Raw genomic sequence first — 18109 nt, forward strand, 5'->3', positions numbered from 1 at the left:
GGCAGCCGAGGGGAGAAACATGGCGAATTGTGGCAGGCGGTAACCCTTGTTATTCCCGACACAAAAAAAACCGGCGCAAGCGCCGGTTTTTTATCAGCCGTCAACAGCCCGGATCAATCGACCAGGCCATACTGGTCGCGCAGGATATCGATCAGCTCTGCCCGCGGATTGTCGGACAGCTCCAGCTCCTTGCCGATAATTTTCTCGGCAATACCCACGTAAGTGGCGGAGACATCCATCAGCATGGCCTCCGGCAGCTCGTTGTCACGTGCGAGCGCCTGGCGCTCGTCCATGCGGTCTTTGTTCAGCAGGATATCCGGGTCCGGGAAATAGTCCAGCAGCGCCTGGCGGAAGCCTTCCTTGGAGTTTTCCACGATCTTGCCCTGGCGATACTGCTCACCGTCCCAGATGCGCGAGGAGTCGGGAGTGCCCACCTCATCCATGTAGATCAGCTTTTCCTTGCCATCGGCGTCGTTCACGTAGCCGAACTCGAACTTGGTATCGACAAAAATCTGGTCGAGCTTGGCCAGCTCGGCGGAGATCACATCGAAGCCCTCTTTCAGCAGTTTTTCGTAGAGGTCGATATCCTCTGCGCTGCGGAAATTGAACGCCTCGACATTGTCTTCGATATTCTTGCGGGTGATGTTTACATCATCCGCCTCTGGAACCCCGGGGATGCCCTTGAGGACGCCCTTGGTGGAGGGTGTGATCAGCAGTTCCGGCAGCTTCTGGTCTTTCTGCAGGCCGTCCGGGATCTCGATACCACAGAACTCACGCTCACCCCTGGCGTAGGCACGCCACATGGAGCCGGTGATGTACTGGCGCGCAATGGCCTCGATCATGACCGGGCGCGCCTTCTGTACGATCCACACCAGCGGGTGCGGGATATCGAGGATATGACTGTCGGCCAGGCCGTTTTCCTTGAACAGCCGGAACCAGTGGTTGGAAATCGCGTTCAGCGCCGCGCCCTTGCCCGGCACGCCACGCATGCCACCTTCGCCCGTCCAGATACAATCGAAGGCGGAGATCCGGTCGGAGATCACCATTACCGCCAGCGGGGCATCCGGCGCCACCGGGTACCCCTTTTCCTCGATCAGGCGGCGGCTGTCCTCTTCAGTCAGCCAGTAAACCGAGCGGACCTTGCCACTGTGGACGGGTTTGTCGGTGCGGATCGGCAGATCATCGTTGACCGCCAGTACTTTATCAGCAAGGCTCATGGCTCTTTCCTATTACCTGTGCGGGAGGGAAAAATGAAGCGCGGCATTCTAGCAAAAGTCCGCGCCGCGCACAGCTTTACACTATGCAAGCGTCTTTTCATGCCACAAATGGTAGGCAGCAGAGACCAGGTTAACTCCCTGCAAAATGCAGGGTTACTCCACCGTATCGGTGGTCTCTTCCCCTTCTTCAGCCTCTTCCCTCGCCTGCCATTCCGCCTGGTGCTCGGTGGTAGGCCAGGCATTCATGATCGCCTTGGCCAGGGTGGCCAGGGGAATCGCAAAGAAGACCCCCCAGAAGCCCCAAATGCCCCCGAACACCAACACCGCCATGATGATCGCCACCGGGTGGAGGTTGACCGCCTCTGAGAACAACAGCGGCACCAGCACATTGCCGTCGAGCAGCTGGATAATGCCGTAGGCCAGCATCAGGTAAAGGAACTCGCTGCTGAGCCCCCACTGGAACAGGCCGATTGCCGCCACCGGGATGGTCACTACTGCAGCGCCGATATAGGGGATCAGAACGCTCAGGCCCACCGCTACCGCCAGCAGAAGTGCGTAGTTGACACCCAGCGCCAGGAAGGCGATATAGCTGACCACAGCGACAATACCGATCTCAATTACCTTGCCGCGCACATAATTGGCGACCTGGTCGTTCATTTCGTACCAGATCTGGCGCAACATTGGGCGGTGACTGGGGAGGAATGAAGCACACCAGTTGATCAGTCGGTCAGAATCCATGAGGAAAAAAAACACCAGGATCGGTACCACCACCGCGTAAATCAGGATTCCGGCCAGGATCGGCAGGTTCGCGATCGAGAAGGTCAACAGGGTCTGGCCGAAGGTACCCAGCTCACTGCCGAGGGTGTTGAAGATTTCCTGGATTTGCGCCGCCGAGACAAGGGTCGGGAAGCGCTCCGGCAGCAACAGCAACAACTGCTGCCCCTGCTCCACCATGTTGGGCAGCTCGGAAAACAGGCGCACCAGCTGGCGCCAGATTATCGGCAGGACGATAAAACCGAGCGCCGCGATAATCCCCACCAGTACCATGCAGGCGGTAGTGACCGCGGCCCAGTGCGGCGCGCCCCATGACTTGAGTCGCTGGACCATGCCCTGCATCAGGAAGGCGATGATCAGCGCCGCCAGCACCGGAGCCAGGACCTGGCCCAGCGTCGCCAGCACCACCATGGCGCCCACCAACAACAGGACCAGCAGGACAACCTCCTCCTGGCTGAAGTAGCGGTTTACCCAGTTGCGTACGATGCTCAGCATAAAATCTCTTTATATCCTGTTCGGCTTCCCGGCAGCCAGCGCACCGGCCCGCAGCCAGTAGTGGAACTCTCCCTGCCGCTGCTCGGCTTTCAGGAGTCCGCGACCGCTCAATTCGGCAAAACTATGGAAATCGCGCCAGGAGCCAGGGTCTGTGGCAAGCACACACAGCAGTGCCCCCGCCGGCTGCTCCCGCAGTGCGCGGCGCATGGCCAGCAACGGCTGCGGGCACGGCAGGCCGCGACCATCCACGACCACCGACTGCTCGCCATCCAGGCTGTATTCGCACGCGCTGCCTGCGTTCATCACCCTCTAACCCTCATTACCAGGGGGCGCAGTATAACGCGCTTTCCCCACGGAAATCGCTGCTCGGTCACGCCCGGCAGATCCGCAGCCACCGGCCTGCGCCGGCAACCGGTCGGTCATTTATAGCGGAAACGCGAACCATTCATCGTCTGACTGGTCAAAACCTCGACAGTTCAACCGACTTGCGTATAGAGTTGGAACCGTATGAGGCGCAATCAAGCGGGCAGTATCCATTCATGACCGAGTTTCCCCTCCCCCAGTACCGATCCCGATCCTCCAGGTGCGGCCGGACTGCACCACGCTCGCTCTGGCGCCGGCTCTGTGCGCTGGTGGCACCGCTGGGACTGGGCCTGGCGCTGGGCAGCGCGCCCCTGGCCGCCACCGCGCAGGACGACGACGGGATTCGCCTGCCGCAGCTCGGCGATGCCAGCAGCGGCGTGGTTTCCCGGGCGCGGGAGAAGGAGCTGGGCCAGATGTGGCTGCGCATGTTCCGCAGCCAGGTTCGCACCTCAAATGACGCGCTATTGCAGCAGTATGTAGAGAACACCCTGCAGGACCTGGCGGAGCACGCCCCCCTGGAAGACAAGTCGCTGGACGTGGTAGTGGTCAAGAACGAGACCATGAACGCCTTTGCCGTCCCGGGCGGCGTCGTTGGTGTGCACACCGGCCTGTTCCTGTTTGCCGAGAACGAGGACCAGTTTGCCTCGGTCCTGGCACACGAGCTGGCGCACCTCAGCCAGCGACACTACGCCCGCACCCTGGAAGCCAAGCGCAATAGCACCCTGCCCACACTGGCAGGCATGCTCGGTGCGCTGGTACTGGCGGCAACCGCAGGGGGCGATGCCGGCCTGGCGGCCATGACCGCAACCCAGGCCGCAGCACTGGACAGCCAGCTGCGCTTCTCGCGCCAGAATGAACAGGAAGCAGACCGCGTGGGTATCGAGACCCTGGCCAAAGCGGGCATGGACCCGGAGGCGGCCGGGGAAATGTTCGAGCAGATGCTCAAGGCAACCCGCTACTACCGGCGCCCACCGGAATTCCTGCTCACCCACCCGGTGACCGAAAAACGGATTGCAGACGCAAAGCTACGGGCCAGCCGGATGCCGGATACCCGCCCCAATGACAATCGCGAATATCACCTGATGCGTGCCCGTATCCGCGTGGCGGCAGAGGCCACACCGCAACAGGCGGTGAAGCGCTTCCAGGCAGAGTTGCGCGGCGTCAATGACAATGAGGACGCGGCACGTTACGGCCTGGCCCTTGCCCAGACCGCTGCGGGCAAGCCGGACAACGCCCTCGAGACCCTGCAACCGCTGCTGGACCGCGAGCCGCACAAGGCGGCGTTTGTACTTGCCCGGGCCGACATCGATGTGACCCGCCATGCATACGACAGCGCCATCCGGCGCCTCGACAACGCCCTGGAACGCAATCCGGGTGACCACGCCCTGACCATGGGCCTCGCCAATGCGCACTTCAAGGCCGGCAACTACCTGGCCGCAGAGCGCATCCTGGAAAAACACAGCCGCACCCGCAAGAAGGACCCGTCAGTCTGGTACCTGCTCGCAGAAACCCACGGGCTTGCGGGCGACATCGTCGGCGTCCACGAGGCCCGCGCCGAGTATTACATCCTCAACGGGGTCTTCGACAAGGCGCTGCAGCACCTGCGCCACGGCATGCGCCTGGCCAAGAATAACTACCAGACCCATGCCATCCTGGAACAGCGCTTCAAGGATGTGGTGGCCATGCAACAGAAAGCCAAGGAACTCTGAGGCCGCTCAACGGGGCCACCGAAATCGGCCGCGCCGTGCGTGGCACAGCCGGATTCACAGGCAGCAAGTCACCGGGAGGGATTCATTCGCTTTTTGGGGCCCTCAGCCGCTCCGCCAGAGCGGGCGATTGCGGCTTACCCGGCGCATGCCGGTCCCGGGGAGGACAGTGCCTGACCCTTAGTCGAGGGGCTTACGGAAGTCGAGCATGCGCTGCAGGGGCTTCATGGCGCGCTTGCCGAGTTCGGGGTCCACAAGTATCTCGTTGTCGCCGCGTTCCAGCACCCCGCACAGGTTTTCCAGCGAATTCATCGCCATCCACGGGCAGTTGGCGCAGCTGCGGCAGGTAGCACCGGCGCCCGCGGTGGGGGCTACGATCAGCTCCTTGTCCGGGCACTCCTTCTGCATCTTGTAGAAAATGCCCTGGTCCGTGGCGACGATAAAGCGCTTCTCGGGGCGCGTGCGGGCCGCATTGATAATCTGCGAGGTCGAGCCCACCACGTCCGCCAGCTCCACTACGGCCGCCGGCGACTCCGGATGCACCAGCACCACCGCATCCGGGTAGAGCGCCTTCAGGTCCGCCACCCCCTTGGCCTTGAACTCCTCGTGCACGATGCACGAGCCATTCCACAACAGCACGTCGGCACCGGTCTCACGCTGCACGTAGCTGCCCAGGTGCTTGTCAGGCGCCCACAGGATCTTCTCTCCCCGCTCGTCCAGGTACTCGACCACATCGAGGGCGATACTGGAAGTCACCACCCAGTCCGCACGGGCCTTTACCGCGGCGGAAGTATTGGCATAGACCACCACAGTCCGGTCCGGATGGGCATCACAGAAAGCGGCGAACTCTTCCGGGGGACAACCGAGGTCGAGGGAACAGGTGGCCTCCAGGGTCGGCATCAACACCCGCTTGTTGGGCGTGAGGATCTTGGCGGTCTCACCCATGAACTTGACCCCCGCGACAATCAGCGTATCCGCCTGGTGCTCGGCGCCGAAGCGGGCCATTTCCAGGGAATCGGACACACAGCCGCCGGTCTCCTCGGCGAGCGCCTGGATCAGGGGGTCGGTGTAGTAGTGCGCCACCAGCACTGCATTCTGCTCTTTCAGCAGGCGCTTGATACGCTCGCGCCACAGCTCCAGCTCTTCTTCGCTGTACTGGTGTACGGCGGGTTCCGCCAGGTGCGCCTGGACCAGGGAACGCGAATCGATAGTCTGGGGTTTCTGACTCATAGACACCTTCGGGCGGCGATAAACCGCGCATTATAGCGCGCTGCAGCCGGGCCTTCCGACTGCGCAAATCCATTTTAACGTATGCTGCACCGTGTCCGGCGGCGGCTCACAGGCCATCATACAGGGGCAGATACACAAAGGGCCGCCCTGCGGCAGCCCTCTGGAAAGATGGTGGGTCGTGCTGGATTCGAACCAGCGACCAATTGGTTAAAAGCCAACTGCTCTACCAACTGAGCTAACGACCCCGAAAGTGGTGCGTATCTTACTGATCTGTTACCAAAAAACAAATCTTTATCACCGCGCCCTGCGACCGCTAACAGGCGCCAGGCGGGCAATAAAAAAGGCCGCCTGCAGGCGGCCCTTCGAAAATATGGTGGGTCGTGCTGGATTCGAACCAGCGACCAATTGGTTAAAAGCCAACTGCTCTACCAACTGAGCTAACGACCCTTAAATGCCTCAATGTGAGGAGCTGCGTATCTTACTGATCTATTTCCGAAACACAATACCTGGCAGAAAAAAAATGTAGAGAATTGAACGGCTTACGCCCTCCCCCCGCCATTTTCCGGTCAGGTCCCGGCATAGACCGTGGGGTCGTCCAGCCCCGCCTCGGCAAAACCGGCGGCCCGCAGGCGGCAACTGTCGCAGCGGCCGCAGGCAGTGCCGTCAGGCTGCGCCTGGTAACAGGACACAGTTAAACTGTAGTCGACTCCCAGCCCGGTTCCGACCCTGACGATATCCGCCTTGCTCATATTCATCAGCGGCGCCCGGATACTCAGGTGATTGCCCTCGACCCCTGCGCGGGTGGCCAGGTTGGCCATCTTCTCGAAAGCCTCGATATATTCCGGCCGGCAGTCAGGATAGCCCGAATAGTCCACCGCGTTGACCCCGACAAAGATATCCCGGGCGCCCAGCACTTCCGCCCAGCCGAGCGCGATCGACAGGAATACAGTGTTGCGCGCCGGGACATAGGTCACCGGGATGCCCCCGGTTTGCTCCTCAGGCACATCGATACCGTCATCGGTCAGCGCTGAACCGCCTATCGTCCGCAGGTCCAGGGACACCACCTTGTGCTCGCGGGCACCCAGGTCAGCAGCGACCCGCTTCGCGGCCAGCAACTCCGCCTGGTGCCGCTGGCCGTAGTCAAAGCCCAGGGCATAGCACTCATAGCCCTCCTCGCGAGCCATGGCCAGTACCGTGGCCGAATCCAATCCCCCGGACAGCAGCACTACCGCTTTCTTCGCTGTCATCTTAACCTCTCTTCCCATCCGAAAGTTTCCATTGCCAGACCGACCACCAGCGACCGGATCAGACGCCCGGGATATCTCCCCACAGAATTTTATGCAGCTGTAGCTGCATGCGCACCGGCAGGCCATCCTCCAGGATCCACTCCGCCAGCTGCCGTGCCGGCAACTGCTCGTAACTCGGTGAGAAGAGCACCTCGCCGACCCGCTCCGGGAGCCGGTACTGGTCCAGGGTGAACCTGGCCCAGTCGTAATCCGCGCGATCACAGATCACGAACTTGACCTGATCGTCATTGGTGAGGGCGTCGATATTGGCCATGCGGTTGCGGTGTTGCTCGCCGGAAGCCGGGGTCTTGAGGTCCACGACCCGGGATACGCGAGCATCCACATCCTCCACGGGCATGGCCCCGCTGGTCTCCAGCGATACCCTGTAGCCGGCATCGCACAGTGCGGTCAGCAGCGGCAGGCAGTTCGGCTGGGCCAGCGGCTCGCCACCGGTGACACAGACATACCGTGCCGGGTACTCCTGAACCTTCTGCAGGATATCTGCCAGGCTCATGCGCTCACCGCCATAGAAGGCGTATTCCGAATCGCAGTAGGTGCAGCGCAGCGGGCAGCCGGTGAGTCGTACAAACACGGTTGGCAGCCCGGCGTCACGGGCCTCACCCTGCAGGGAGTAAAAGATCTCGCTGATCCGCAGTGACTCTTGGGAAAGATCAGTCATATTCTCTCGTCTGTAGACCGGCGCCACCGGGACTCCAGTGGCTAACAGCAATTTACCGGCCCATAAAATAAGAAACGCCCGGGCGGCAGGCCGTCCGGGCGCGGAATCATAGAGCTTTTATGGTCAAAAAACCAGCGATCAGCTTTCCGGGAGCTCAGCCTGGAAACTGGTCCGGGCGGCAATCAGAGGTTTTGCTCCAGGTATTTCTTCGCCAGCTTGGCAGCGCGGGCATCGCTTGCGGCTACCTGCTCCAGGAGCTCCCTGGCCTTCTGGTTGTCACCCAGCTGGTGGTACACCGTACCCAGCTTGTATCGGCCGTCCCACACTTTATTGGATTCAGGGTAGCCATCCAGCAACGCGGTAAACCACTCCCGCGCCTCTTCCAGGTTACCCTGCACCAGCGCTATCTCACCCAGCCAGTAATTGGCATTCGGCGCGTACTTGCCGTTGGGGTACTCTTCCAGGAGCTTCTTGAACTCGGTGCTGGCTGCGGCGAAATCGCCCTCGCGGGCGAGCCCGAAACTGGACTGGTAGCGCTCACGCTCATCATCACTGGCATCCGGGCCACCTGTGCCCACCGCCCCACCGGCGCTGCCGGATAGCGCAGCAGCGTCGTCACCGGCCGGCGGCTGGTCTGCCGGGGCGGCCCCGGACAGGCGCGCTATGCGGCGGTCCAGGTCCATATAGTCTTCGGTGCGCTGCTGTTTGAGGCGCTTGACCTCGTGGCGCAGCTCTTCCACAGCCCCCCGCAATTCCGCCACTTCCTGCTGCAGGACCTGCATTTGATAGTAAGCGTCGGCCTGGGGATTACCCTGGGCGCGGGGGCGAGCGGAAACCGGCGCGCGCGCAGTTCGCGCGTCTGCGTAAGTGGAATCCTGCTCATAGGCGGGCGCCGCGTTGCCGCTGTCGTTACCCAGCTCGACAATCGGCGCCTGCGAAAAAACGGGCGAAGCCGCAGCCATTATGGCTGCGGCAATCGCGACTTTCTTGAGAGAAAATCGAGTCGTAAAGTTCATCGCAATATAGGCAATTACTTAACGATTACTACACGACGGTTCTGGGCGCGGGCGCTCTCGTTGGAACCCGGAACAGCCGGACGCTCCTCACCGTAGCTGATCACTTCCAGGGAAGCGGCATCGACACCCTGCAGTACCAGGAAGTCACGAACGGCGTTGGCACGACGCTCACCCAGGGCCAGGTTGTATTCACGGGTACCCAGCTCGTCGGCGTGACCTTCCAGACGAACGTTCTGGGCGCTGTCACGCAGGCGGTCAGCGTGGGCAATCAGCAGCTCGCGGGTTTCCGGCTTCAGCAGGGACTCGTCAAAGTCGAAGTAGACAACGTTGTCCAGCGGCACTGCGGTTTCCGGCTCCGGCGCGGTGTCAACAACCGGCTCGGTGGGCTGTTCTACCATCTGCTGCTGGGCAGTGTCGTCGGTGTCGGTGCTGGAACAGCCAGCCATTACAGCCAGAACGCAAGCCAGGCCAAGACCAGTTTTTACTGATTTAAACATAAGCAACTCCGCTTTTAAGTGTTATCGAGAAATCCACAAGGTTCAGATTTTGTCTATTTTTTACAACTGCGACCGATACGCCAGTCACAAACAGCGCGTCGGGCAGGCCCCAATCAGTCGAAATAGGGCGACCAGGCCGGTTCGCGTACATCCCCGCTACGAGAGGGCAGCCTGTACTTCACCCCGGCATCCAGCGAAACCGCAGCCAGAATACCTTTGTCCCCACGCTTGGTGGCGTACATCAGCATGGCACCGTTGGGGGCAATGCTGGGGGACTCATCCAGACGCGTTTCCGTGAGGACTCGCATCCTGCCGGAAACGATATCCATCGTGGCAATAGTGAACACCCCCCTGCTCCGATGGACCATCACCAGCGTCTTACCGTCGGGAGAGACCCGCGGCCTCGCGTTGTAGTCGCCATCGAAGGTTAAGCGGTCTACTTGACCGGTGGCAAGGGTCAATTGGTAAATTTGTGGTTTACCTCCCCTATCTGAGGTGAAAACCAGTGATTTACCATCCGGCATCCAGTTCGGCTCGGTATCGATGGAGAAGTGTCGGGTCAAACGGGTGAACTTGCCACTGCGCAGATCCAGCACATAAATCTCCGGATTACCGTCCTTCGACAGCACCATTGCCAGCTTGCTCCCGTCCGGCGACCAGGTGGGCGAGCTGTTGATCCCCTTGAAGTTGGTCAACTGCTGGCGCGCACCGGTACGCAGGTTTTCACGGAAAATCGCCGGCCGCCCGGTTTCGAACGATACATAGGCCACTTCCTGGCCATCCGGTGACCACATCGGAGACATCACCGGCTCGCTGAAGCGACGAATCACTTTCGGGCGCGCACCGTCGATGTCCGACCTGACCAGCGAATAGCTGGGCCGGCCACCGCGCCGTTCCTCCTGCACGTAGATCATCTCCGTGGAGAAGGCGCCCCGGATCCCGGTAATCGCCTCATAGATCTCGTCTGCCGCGCGGTGGGCAATATCCCGCAGCTGGCGACTGCCGCCACTGACCTGCTTGGTGAACATGGTCTGCCGTCCAAAGATGTTCACCAGGTCGAAGGTCAACAGGTAGCCGCTTGCCTGGGGCTCTATACGACCGGTAACGACGTATTCAGTTCCCAGGATTCGCCAATCCCGGAAAATTACTTCATCCGGCGCCTTGGGGAATGACAGCATGTCCTCCTTGGGCACCGGCGCAAACAGGCCACTGCGGCGCAGGTCGGCGGAAATGATATCCGAGACATCCTCCGACAGTACCCCGGTACCGGTAAAAGCGAAGGGAGCCACGGCGATGGGCGTGGGGTCGTCGATACCGCTGGTGATATCCACCACCAGCTGGGCCCGCGCGCTCAGGCTGAGCGAGGCGACGACGAGTACAGATACGAGCTTCAGTAGGTTCTTTATCATTGGCGCAGATCTTCGACTCGGAAATTCAATAGGGTTGTTCGTACTTCACGCTCAAACACCGCCGGCTCCTTGCGGGCCAGGTCCGCCACTTCCGGGAATGTCTCAACCCGGCGGATGGCCGTAAGCACCGAGCGGTCAAGCGCGGCATTACCACTACCTTCTACGATGTTCGCCGCGACAACGCGGCCGGTGGGGACAAAGTTGATCTTGACCACCGTCAACATACCGTTGCGCGCGCTCGGCGGGCGGCTCCAGACCGACTCGATCCGCTGCTGGATCGCCTGTGCCACGGACATCACCGCCTGGGCATCCTCGCGTGCATCCAGTAACTCTTCCTCTTCTTCCAGCGCCTCCTCGAATGCGCTCTTGCGCTCCTGCTCGAGCTGCTCTTTGCGCTCGCGCTCCTTGCGCTCTTTTTCCTTGCGGGCCTTTTCCTCGGCGGCCTTGCGCTTGCGCTCGGCCTCGGCCTTACGCTTCTTCTCGGCCTCTTGTTTCTTCTTTCTCTCCAGAGCGGCGCGGCGCTCGCGCTCGGCTTCCGCCTCGCGCTGGCGCTGCAATTCCTGCTGGCGGCGCTTCTCGCGTATATCTACCTTTGGCGGGGCCTTCTTCTGCTTGACTGTGGCCTCAACGGTAACCAACTTGGCCTGCACAAACTTTGGCATTTGCCGCTTCTCGGGCTCGCTCGAAGCCTCCCAGCCCAGCGTCAGCACGGCGATCAGCAGGCCGTGGAAGGCCAGGCTGGCGACCACGGGCAGGATATAGGAGCTGGCGTTATTCATAATGCTCGCTCACGCCACCCCTATTCCGCCGGCGGCTCGGTGACCAGGCCCACGCTGGGCGCACCGGCCGCCTGCAGCTGGGTCATGGCACCGACGATCAGGCCGTACTTGGCATCCGTATCACCCCACACCAATACCGGTGTCTTGGGCTTTTGACGCAAAACCTTGGCGACAGTTTCCCGGATCTCGTCCATCGGTTTGGCGACTTTCTCATCGTCACCCAGGTTGAGGTAGTAGGTACCATCCGCGCGCACGGACACGATCAGGGGCTCGTCGTCGGTATCGTCGATCGGCGCCGAGGGCGCGTCGGGCAGGTCGACCTTGACGCCCTGCATCAGCAAGGGCGCTGTGACCATAAAGACGATAAGCAGCACCAGCATCACGTCGATATAGGGTACGACGTTGATTTCTGACACCAGTTTGCGCTTGCCGCCCTTGCGAAAAACACTCATGACAATCGTCCGCTCGCGTTAGCTGGAGTGCACTTTGCGGTGCAGGATCGAGGAGAATTCCTCGGCGAAAGTCTCATAGCTGGACAGCAACCACTCCGCCTTGGCGGAGTAGCGGTTGTAGGCCATGACCGCCGGGATAGCGGCAAACAGGCCCATGGCGGTGGCCACCAGCGCCTCACTGATACCAGGCGCCACTGTGGCAATGGTGGCCTGGTGCATGGTCGCCAGGCCACGGAAAGAGTTCATGATGCCCCAGACGGTGCCAAACAGCCCGATATAGGGACTCACCGAGCCAACGGAAGCCAGGAACGGCAGGTTCATCTCCACCTTTTCCTGCTCACGGGACATGGCCACACGCATGGCCCGCTCCGTGCCCTCCATCACAGCCTCAGGACTACTCCGGCCCTGCTGGCGCAGGCGGGTGAACTCGGTGAAGCCGGCGCGAAACAGGGATTCGACGCCGTCTACCTTGCCTTTCTCGGCCCGCGCATTGCCCTCGCGGAACAACTGGTTCAGGTCGGCGCCGGACCAGAAACGGCGCTCGAAGTTGGTCATCCCCTTCTTGGCCCGGGTCAGGTAGAGCCCACGCTGGATGATCATGACCCAGGAAATCACCGAGGCCAGCAGCAGTAGCAACATCACCAACTGCACCAGCAGACTGGCGTTCTGTATCAGCCCCCACAGGGAAAGTTGTTCACCGGCGTTCATGTCTTAGTTCACTGCCTTCAATGCTGTATGGATAGATTCGGGAAGCGCGCAGGGCCTGCGGCTGCCATCTGCAACGCAGGCGACTTTGACCACACCCTCACAGATAATTTCATCATCGCGCCAGATTTTTTGTTCAAATGTCACTGCCGCGCGCCCAAGTTTGCCAATCGCCGCCGTGACCCGCAATGCGTCATCCAGCAGCGCCGAGCGCCGGTACTGGATTTCCGCCGAATGCACCACCAGCAGGAGCCCCTGCTGCGGCATGGCGGGCTTATCATAACCGAGCGAACGCATGAATTCTGTGCGCGCGCGCTCCATATACTTCAGATAATTGACGTAATACACGATTCCGCCCGCGTCGGTATCCTCGATGTAGACACGCAAGGGGATACTGAAAACTTCTGCCACAGGGGTCCTTGTTATCTCTGCTCGCGGCCAGTGGCCGCCTGTCCGGATGCGCGGGTCAGCCCATCCGGTCCGGTTTCGGGATGCCGAAGTGCTCGTAAGCCAGGGCTGTGACCACACGGCCGCGCGGCGTGCGGGCAAGATAGCCCTGCTGGATCAGGTACGGTTCCAGAACGTCCTCGATGGTATCACGCTCTTCACTGACCGCCGCGGCAAGGCTGTCCACCCCCACCGGGCCACCATCGAACTTTTCCATCATGGTGAGCAGTACGCGCCGGTCCAGCTGGTCAAAGCCGCGCACGTCCACGTTAAGCATATTCAGCGCCCGGTCAGCGATACCGGTGTCCACCATGCCATCCCCCTTCACCTCGGCAAAGTCCCGTACACGCCGCAACAGCCGGTTGGCGATACGCGGGGTGCCGCGGGCACGGCGCGCGACCTCGAGGGCCCCGCCCTCGTCCATTTCCACCCCCATCAGCCCAGCGGAACGACGCACGATGCTGGTGAGGTCCTCGACGCTGTAAAACTCCAGGCGCTGCACAATGCCAAAACGGTCCCGCAGCGGTGAGGTCAGTAGCCCCGCGCGGGTGGTGGCGCCAACCAGCGTGAACGGCGGCAGGTCCAGCTTGATGGAGCGCGCGGCCGGCCCCTCGCCGATCATGATATCGAGCTGGTAGTCCTCCATGGCCGGGTACAGCACCTCCTCCACGTGGGGACTGAGCCTGTGGATCTCATCGATAAACAGGACATCCCCCGGCTCCAGGTTTGTCATCAGGGCCGCCAGGTCGCCTGCCTTCTCCAGCACGGGGCCCGAGGTGGTCTTGATGGCAACGCCCATTTCAGTGGCGATAATGTTGGCCAGGGTGGTCTTGCCGAGGCCCGGCGGGCCGAACACCAGCGTGTGGTCGAGGGCATCACCGCGCAGCCGCGCGGCCTGGATAAAGATCTCCATCTGCTCACGCACCACGGGTTGGCCCACATAATCCGCAAGGCTCTTGGGCCGCACAGCACGGTCGTGCTGCTCCTCCTGACCGGAGGGGCCGATGGGCTCAGGGGCAATAAGGCGATCAGCTTCGATCATAATTTACTCACCGGGTTGCGCGGCCGAAAGCCGCTCCTGCTCGACAGTGGTGTGGCGCCGGCTATGCCGGTGCCATGCTTTTCAGGGCCAGGCGGATCAGGGTCGCACTGTCGGCCCCGGGCTGCTCCTTCGCAGCCCGGGCCACCATTTTGCTGGCCTCGGTGGGCTTGTAGCCCAGGGCGGCCAGGGCACTCTCGGCCTCCCCGGCATGATCCACCTGCGGCCCTGCCGAGGCGGCCATCAGCGGGATATCATTGCTGTCACCAAACTGGGGCGCCAGCTTGTCGCGCAACTCAATAATCAGGCGCTCGGCGGTCTTCCTGCCCACCCCCGGCACTTTCACCAGCGCCGCTACATTGTCCTCCGAGACACAGCGGGCAAGGGCCGCGCCGTCGAGACCGGAGAGGATCGCCAGCGCCATTTTGGGGCCCACACCGCTGACCTTGATCAGGGTACGGAACAGGCTGCGATCCGCCTCGCGAATAAAGCCATACAGTTGCTGCGCGGTCTCGGAAACCGCCAGGTGGGTATGCAGCACTACCGGCTGGCCCACAGGGGGCAATTCAAAGATGGTGGTCATTGGGGCCAGCACTTCATAGCCGACCCCCTGCACGTCCACCAGCAGCTGTGGCGGCTGTACCACGGCGAGGCTGCCGCTCAGTCTTCCGATCATTGTTATCCGGTTCTCTGTCTGGTTTTACTTCTTTGTTTATTGCGCGGCCACGGGCGGCCCGAATCTGCTACGAAACCGTCAGGCGCCCGCGACGGAAACGGCCGCGGCCGCGGCCGGCGGTATGCACCAGTGTCTGCATGGTGTGCATATGGCACAGGGCCACAGCCAGGGCATCGGCGGCGTCTTCCTGTGGTGCGGCTGGCAGCGACAGCAGCGTCTTCACCATGTGCTGCACCTGCAGCTTGTCCGCCGCACCACTGCCCACAATCGCCTGCTTGACCTTGCGCGCCTCATACTCCGCCACCGGCAGGTCGGCATGGGTAGCCGCCACGATAGCGGCGCCGCGGGCCTGCCCCAGCTTCAGGGCGGAACCCGCGCTCTTGGCCATAAACACATTCTCGATCGCCATTTGCGTAGGCCGGTACTGGCCCGCAATCTGGCTCACGGCGTCGAAGATTAGCTTGAGGCGCTCGGGCAACTCGGCCGCCGGCAGGCGGATCACGCCACTGGCCACGTAGCGGGCCTTGCCGCGCTCAACGTCGATCAGGCCGTATCCGGTCTTGCGCGAGCCGGGGTCGATCCCCAGGATTCGGGTCAAAGGGCGCCTTCCTGTATGTTTATATAGTAACGGCGAAAGGTAAGAAGTGTCCCAAGGCGGACGGGGAGCGTCAAGGGAGGAAGGGGGGGGCGGGCCTCGCGGCCCGCCGGCGGGGCCTGCCCCCGCCAACCCGGCTCAGCCGAGCTCTGCCATCACCTCTTCGGGGATATCGGCATTGGTGTAGACATTCTGCACGTCATCCAGGTCTTCCAGCATATCCACCAGCGCCAGCACTTTTTCCGCACCATCCTTTTCCAGCGGAATGGTGGTGGAGGGAATCATGGAGATCTCCGCACCGTCCGGCTTGAAGCCAGCCTCGGTCAGCGCATCTTTTACCGGCATATAGTCCTGGAACTCGGTAGTGAGCTCGATACTGCCGTCATCGTTGGTCTCGATGTCCTCGGCGCCGGCCTCCAGGGCCGCTTCCATCAGGGCATCCTCGTCGGTGCCGGGCTCGTAGTACATCTGCCCCTTGCGCGTAAAGAGGTAGGCCACCGAGCCGTCAGTCCCCAGGTTGCCGCCACGCTTGGTAAAGGCGTGACGCACCTCGGCAACGGTGCGATTGCGGTTGTCGGTGAGGCACTCCACCAGGATGGCGACACCACCGACACCGTAACCCTCGTAGGTCACCGCCTCGTAGTTGTCCCCCTCGGCATTGCCGGCACCGCGTGCAACCGCCTTGTCGATGGTGTCCTTTTTCATGTTGGCACCCAGCGCCTTGTCGATGGCGGTGCGCAGGGCCGGGTTGTCATCCGGGTTGGGACCGCTCTTCGCGGCGACGGTCAACTCGCGGATGATCTTGGTGAAAACCTTGCCGCGCTTGGCATCCTGGGCCGCTTTGCGGTGCTTGATATTGGCCCATTTACTGTGTCCAGCCATCTGTAACCTCCGGTAGTTGCGCGGGCGCCTGGAATGCAGGCACCCGCCTTACTCTTGTATTGATTCCGTCCGCTTAGCTGACCTGCTCTTCCTTTTTCTGGCGCAGGCGGATATTGAGTTCGCGGAGCTGCCGTGAATCCACGGTGCCCGGAGCATCGGTCATCACGCAGGACGCGCTCTGGGTCTTCGGGAAAGCAATCACGTCGCGGATCGAGTCGCTGTCGGTCATCAGCATCACCAGGCGGTCGAGGCCGAAGGCCAGGCCACCGTGGGGCGGCGCACCATACTTGAGTGCGTCGAGCAGGAAGCCGAACTTCTCACGCTGTTCGCGCTCGTCAATTCCCAGGGTGCGGAACACCGCCTGCTGCATGTCCTGGTTGTGGATACGGATCGAGCCACCGCCCAGCTCGGTGCCGTTAAGCACCATGTCATAGGCCCGCGACAGCGCCTCCAGCGGGTTTTTCTCCAGTTCTTCCGGCGAGCAGGAGGGCGCGGTGAACGGATGGTGCAGCGAAGTCAGGCTGCCATCGTCCTCTTCCTCGAACATGGGGAAATCCACCACCCACAGCGGTGCCCACTCGGCGGTGTAAAGATCCAGGTCCTCGCCCAGCTTGCAACGCAGCGCACCCAGCGCCTCTGAGACGACCTTGGCCTTGTCGGCGCCGAAGAAAATCAGGTCACCGCTCTCGGCCTGCATGCGCTCCAGGATCGCTGCACGGGTTTCAATGGGCAGGAACTTGGTAATCGGTGACTGCAGGCCGCCCTCGAGGTCATCCTTGTCGTTGACCTTGATGTAGGCGAGGCCCTTGGCGCCGTATATACCCACGAACTTGCCGTAGTCGTCAATCTGCTTGCGGGTCAGCTTATCGTTACCGCCCGGCACCTTCAGGGCCGCAACGCGCCCCTTGGGATCGTTGGCCGGGCCGGAGAAGACCTTGAACTCCACTTCGGCCATCAGGTCCTTGATCTCGACCATCTCCAGCGGAATGCGCAGGTCCGGCTTGTCGGAACCGAAGCGCAGCATGGCCTCGTAGTAACTCATGCGCGGGAACTCGCCCAGCTCCACGCCCTTCAGCTCACTGAACAGGCTGCGCACCATGCCCTCGGTAATGGCCATGATGGCGTCTTCGCCGAGAAAGGCGGTCTCGATATCAATCTGGGTAAATTCCGGCTGGCGGTCCGCCCGCAGGTCCTCATCGCGGAAACACTTGGCGATCTGGTAATAGCGGTCGAAGCCCGAAACCATCAGCAGCTGCTTGAACAGCTGCGGCGACTGCGGCAGGGCGAAAAACTTGCCCTCGTGGGTGCGGCTCGGCACCAGGTAATCACGGGCGCCCTCCGGTGTCGCACGGGTCAGGATCGGGGTCTCGATGTCCAGGAAAGCCTCGCCATCCAGGTAATTGCGGATAGCAGTGGTCAGCCTGGAGCGGAACCGCAGGTTGTGCTGCATCTCGCGGCGACGCAGGTCCAGGTAGCGGAACTTGAGACGCACGTCCTCACCGACATCAGTGTGCTCATCCAGCTGGAAGGGCACGGTTTCTGCCGTGTTCAGGATCTCCAGGGCAGTGCCGTAGACCTCGATTTCACCGGTGGCCATGTTCGGGTTTACCGCTTCCGGCGCCCGGGCGCGCACGCGGCCGGTCACCTTCAGGACATACTCACTGCGCACGCGGTCGGCCAGCTCGAAGTGCTCGGCCGCATCCGGGTCAAACACCACCTGGGCGATCCCGTCGCGGTCGCGCAGGTCGATGAAGATCACACCACCGTGATCACGGCGGCGGTCAACCCAGCCGCACAGGGTAACTTCGCGGTCAATGTCCGCAGAACGAAGGCCGCCACAGTAGTCGCTGCGCATGAATACT

At 61.8% G+C, this 18109-nt stretch carries 19 protein-coding genes and 2 tRNA genes; 1 reads left to right on the top strand and 20 read right to left on the bottom strand.

Going from position 1 to position 18109, the window contains the following annotated elements:
* Positions 1 to 113: 113 nt before the first annotated feature.
* The 3 genes from LVD11_RS08850 to LVD11_RS08860 all read right to left on the bottom strand — a co-directional run bounded on the left by LVD11_RS08850 (position 114) and on the right by LVD11_RS08860 (position 2789).
* Entirely contained in the window at positions 114 to 1217 is a 1104-nt protein-coding gene (locus tag LVD11_RS08850; RefSeq protein ID WP_237058077.1) for a phosphoribosylaminoimidazolesuccinocarboxamide synthase, read from the bottom strand.
* A gap of 153 nt (positions 1218 to 1370) precedes the next feature.
* Positions 1371 to 2486: an AI-2E family transporter gene (locus LVD11_RS08855; protein ID WP_237058079.1), complete on the bottom strand. Its 1116-nt coding sequence runs from the start codon at positions 2484 to 2486 to the stop codon at positions 1371 to 1373.
* A 9-nt stretch (positions 2487 to 2495) separates the two neighbouring features.
* Positions 2496 to 2789, bottom strand: a complete 294-nt coding sequence (locus tag LVD11_RS08860) for a sulfurtransferase TusA family protein (protein WP_237058081.1) — start codon at positions 2787 to 2789, stop codon at positions 2496 to 2498.
* Between the two features lie 236 nt (positions 2790 to 3025).
* On the opposite strand from LVD11_RS08860, the gene LVD11_RS08865 reads away from it, so the two are divergent.
* Positions 3026 to 4558 (top strand): M48 family metalloprotease, encoded by a 1533-nt coding sequence (locus LVD11_RS08865; protein ID WP_237058084.1) that lies wholly within the window; start codon positions 3026 to 3028, stop codon positions 4556 to 4558.
* A gap of 177 nt (positions 4559 to 4735) precedes the next feature.
* Here LVD11_RS08865 and nadA read toward each other — a convergent pair whose 3' ends face one another.
* The 17 genes from nadA to aspS form a co-directional block, all read right to left on the bottom strand.
* Positions 4736 to 5785 (bottom strand): quinolinate synthase NadA, encoded by a 1050-nt coding sequence (gene nadA, locus LVD11_RS08870; protein ID WP_237058086.1) that lies wholly within the window; start codon positions 5783 to 5785, stop codon positions 4736 to 4738.
* Positions 5786 to 5954: 169 nt separating this feature from the next.
* A tRNA-Lys gene (locus tag LVD11_RS08875) sits at positions 5955 to 6030 on the bottom strand.
* A 126-nt stretch (positions 6031 to 6156) separates the two neighbouring features.
* Positions 6157 to 6232: transfer RNA gene (locus tag LVD11_RS08880), tRNA-Lys, on the bottom strand.
* Between the two features lie 119 nt (positions 6233 to 6351).
* Positions 6352 to 7032 (bottom strand): 7-cyano-7-deazaguanine synthase QueC, encoded by a 681-nt coding sequence (gene queC, locus LVD11_RS08885; RefSeq protein ID WP_237058088.1) that lies wholly within the window; start codon positions 7030 to 7032, stop codon positions 6352 to 6354.
* A 58-nt stretch (positions 7033 to 7090) separates the two neighbouring features.
* The gene (gene queE, locus LVD11_RS08890) at positions 7091 to 7750 is read right to left on the bottom strand and encodes a 7-carboxy-7-deazaguanine synthase QueE (RefSeq protein WP_237058090.1); all 660 of its coding nucleotides are present in this window, start codon (positions 7748 to 7750) and stop codon (positions 7091 to 7093) included.
* Between the two features lie 182 nt (positions 7751 to 7932).
* Positions 7933 to 8712 carry a tol-pal system protein YbgF gene (gene ybgF, locus LVD11_RS08895; RefSeq protein WP_237058092.1) on the bottom strand — a complete coding sequence of 260 codons (780 nt, stop codon included), beginning with the start codon at positions 8710 to 8712 and terminating at the stop codon, positions 7933 to 7935.
* A gap of 68 nt (positions 8713 to 8780) precedes the next feature.
* A complete protein-coding gene (pal, locus tag LVD11_RS08900) occupies positions 8781 to 9263 on the bottom strand; it encodes a peptidoglycan-associated lipoprotein Pal (protein ID WP_237058094.1) in 483 nt (160 codons plus the stop codon).
* Positions 9264 to 9376: 113 nt separating this feature from the next.
* On the bottom strand, positions 9377 to 10672 hold the full coding sequence (tolB, locus tag LVD11_RS08905; protein WP_237058096.1) for a Tol-Pal system beta propeller repeat protein TolB: 1296 nt from the start codon (positions 10670 to 10672) through the stop codon (positions 9377 to 9379).
* Positions 10669 to 11451 carry a cell envelope integrity protein TolA gene (gene tolA, locus LVD11_RS08910; protein WP_237058098.1) on the bottom strand — a complete coding sequence of 261 codons (783 nt, stop codon included), beginning with the start codon at positions 11449 to 11451 and terminating at the stop codon, positions 10669 to 10671. The genes tolB and tolA overlap by 4 nt, the downstream gene beginning before the upstream one ends.
* A gap of 20 nt (positions 11452 to 11471) precedes the next feature.
* Positions 11472 to 11903 carry a protein TolR gene (tolR, locus tag LVD11_RS08915; protein ID WP_237058100.1) on the bottom strand — a complete coding sequence of 144 codons (432 nt, stop codon included), beginning with the start codon at positions 11901 to 11903 and terminating at the stop codon, positions 11472 to 11474.
* An 18-nt stretch (positions 11904 to 11921) separates the two neighbouring features.
* Positions 11922 to 12611 carry a protein TolQ gene (gene tolQ / locus LVD11_RS08920; RefSeq protein WP_237058102.1) on the bottom strand — a complete coding sequence of 230 codons (690 nt, stop codon included), beginning with the start codon at positions 12609 to 12611 and terminating at the stop codon, positions 11922 to 11924.
* A 3-nt stretch (positions 12612 to 12614) separates the two neighbouring features.
* Positions 12615 to 13019: a tol-pal system-associated acyl-CoA thioesterase gene (ybgC, locus tag LVD11_RS08925; RefSeq protein ID WP_237058104.1), complete on the bottom strand. Its 405-nt coding sequence runs from the start codon at positions 13017 to 13019 to the stop codon at positions 12615 to 12617.
* Between the two features lie 55 nt (positions 13020 to 13074).
* Positions 13075 to 14097: a Holliday junction branch migration DNA helicase RuvB gene (gene ruvB, locus LVD11_RS08930; RefSeq protein ID WP_237058106.1), complete on the bottom strand. Its 1023-nt coding sequence runs from the start codon at positions 14095 to 14097 to the stop codon at positions 13075 to 13077.
* 61 nt (positions 14098 to 14158) lie between these two features.
* On the bottom strand, positions 14159 to 14770 hold the full coding sequence (gene ruvA / locus LVD11_RS08935) for a Holliday junction branch migration protein RuvA (RefSeq protein WP_237058108.1): 612 nt from the start codon (positions 14768 to 14770) through the stop codon (positions 14159 to 14161).
* A 67-nt stretch (positions 14771 to 14837) separates the two neighbouring features.
* Positions 14838 to 15368, bottom strand: a complete 531-nt coding sequence (gene ruvC / locus LVD11_RS08940; protein WP_237058110.1) for a crossover junction endodeoxyribonuclease RuvC — start codon at positions 15366 to 15368, stop codon at positions 14838 to 14840.
* A gap of 135 nt (positions 15369 to 15503) precedes the next feature.
* The gene (locus LVD11_RS08945; protein WP_237058112.1) at positions 15504 to 16247 is read right to left on the bottom strand and encodes a YebC/PmpR family DNA-binding transcriptional regulator; all 744 of its coding nucleotides are present in this window, start codon (positions 16245 to 16247) and stop codon (positions 15504 to 15506) included.
* A gap of 73 nt (positions 16248 to 16320) precedes the next feature.
* Positions 16321 to 18102 carry an aspartate--tRNA ligase gene (gene aspS / locus LVD11_RS08950; protein WP_237058114.1) on the bottom strand — a complete coding sequence of 594 codons (1782 nt, stop codon included), beginning with the start codon at positions 18100 to 18102 and terminating at the stop codon, positions 16321 to 16323.
* Between the last annotated feature and the right edge of the window lie 7 nt (positions 18103 to 18109).

The sequence above is a fragment of the Microbulbifer sediminum genome (genome assembly GCF_021729035.1).
Lineage (GTDB): Bacteria > Pseudomonadota > Gammaproteobacteria > Pseudomonadales > Cellvibrionaceae > Microbulbifer > Microbulbifer sediminum.

What these genes read in the sequence shown, in the direction of transcription:
- tolR (WP_237058100.1), bottom strand. Translation starts at nt 11,903, where the DNA reads ATGAGTGTTTTTCGCAAGGGCGGCAAGCGCAAACTGGTGTCAGAAATC.
- ruvA (WP_237058108.1), bottom strand. Translation starts at nt 14,770, where the DNA reads ATGATCGGAAGACTGAGCGGCAGCCTCGCCGTGGTACAGCCGCCACAG.
- ruvB (WP_237058106.1), bottom strand. Translation starts at nt 14,097, where the DNA reads ATGATCGAAGCTGATCGCCTTATTGCCCCTGAGCCCATCGGCCCCTCC.
- tolA (WP_237058098.1), bottom strand. Translation starts at nt 11,451, where the DNA reads ATGAATAACGCCAGCTCCTATATCCTGCCCGTGGTCGCCAGCCTGGCC.
- tolQ (WP_237058102.1), bottom strand. Translation starts at nt 12,611, where the DNA reads ATGAACGCCGGTGAACAACTTTCCCTGTGGGGGCTGATACAGAACGCC.
- LVD11_RS08860 (WP_237058081.1), bottom strand. Translation starts at nt 2,789, where the DNA reads ATGAACGCAGGCAGCGCGTGCGAATACAGCCTGGATGGCGAGCAGTCG.
- ybgF (WP_237058092.1), bottom strand. Translation starts at nt 8,712, where the DNA reads ATGGCTGCGGCTTCGCCCGTTTTTTCGCAGGCGCCGATTGTCGAGCTG.
- nadA (WP_237058086.1), bottom strand. Translation starts at nt 5,785, where the DNA reads ATGAGTCAGAAACCCCAGACTATCGATTCGCGTTCCCTGGTCCAGGCG.
- pal (WP_237058094.1), bottom strand. Translation starts at nt 9,263, where the DNA reads ATGTTTAAATCAGTAAAAACTGGTCTTGGCCTGGCTTGCGTTCTGGCT.
- LVD11_RS08865 (WP_237058084.1), top strand. Translation starts at nt 3,026, where the DNA reads ATGACCGAGTTTCCCCTCCCCCAGTACCGATCCCGATCCTCCAGGTGC.
- LVD11_RS08850 (WP_237058077.1), bottom strand. Translation starts at nt 1,217, where the DNA reads ATGAGCCTTGCTGATAAAGTACTGGCGGTCAACGATGATCTGCCGATC.
- aspS (WP_237058114.1), bottom strand. Translation starts at nt 18,102, where the DNA reads ATGCGCAGCGACTACTGTGGCGGCCTTCGTTCTGCGGACATTGACCGC.
- queC (WP_237058088.1), bottom strand. Translation starts at nt 7,032, where the DNA reads ATGACAGCGAAGAAAGCGGTAGTGCTGCTGTCCGGGGGATTGGATTCG.
- LVD11_RS08945 (WP_237058112.1), bottom strand. Translation starts at nt 16,247, where the DNA reads ATGGCTGGACACAGTAAATGGGCCAATATCAAGCACCGCAAAGCGGCC.
- tolB (WP_237058096.1), bottom strand. Translation starts at nt 10,672, where the DNA reads ATGATAAAGAACCTACTGAAGCTCGTATCTGTACTCGTCGTCGCCTCG.
- LVD11_RS08855 (WP_237058079.1), bottom strand. Translation starts at nt 2,486, where the DNA reads ATGCTGAGCATCGTACGCAACTGGGTAAACCGCTACTTCAGCCAGGAG.
- queE (WP_237058090.1), bottom strand. Translation starts at nt 7,750, where the DNA reads ATGACTGATCTTTCCCAAGAGTCACTGCGGATCAGCGAGATCTTTTAC.